Below are 249 nucleotides of genomic sequence, written 5' to 3' on the forward strand. Positions count from 1 at the left end.
CACGTATCGGAACTATCCCATATCTGGCCAGTGGCGCAGTTATTCCACCACGAAGCGAATTCCTTGCGGTATTAGGTGACCAGAAGAAAGGAAATAACCTGGAAGCACCGGAAAGCCTATTACGGCAGATCGTCCGGGAAGAGTCAGGAAAAGGACAGGGAGACGGAAATACCTACAATGTTACAGTTAATGCATCTGGCAGAAAATTGTTAGATATTATTATCAGCGAAGCTGAAATGAGAAGAAACC

Annotated in this window: 1 protein-coding gene; it reads left to right on the plus strand. The window is 45.4% G+C overall.

Annotated features, from left to right (window positions below; all coding sequences use genetic code 11):
• A partial coding sequence (locus tag ABFY71_RS19040; protein ID WP_347947447.1) for a hypothetical protein occupies positions 1-249 on the plus strand: 249 nt, incomplete at both ends.

This window comes from Devosia alba (assembly GCF_039938915.1).
GTDB classification, from domain to species: Bacteria; Pseudomonadota; Alphaproteobacteria; order Rhizobiales; family Devosiaceae; genus Devosia; species Devosia alba.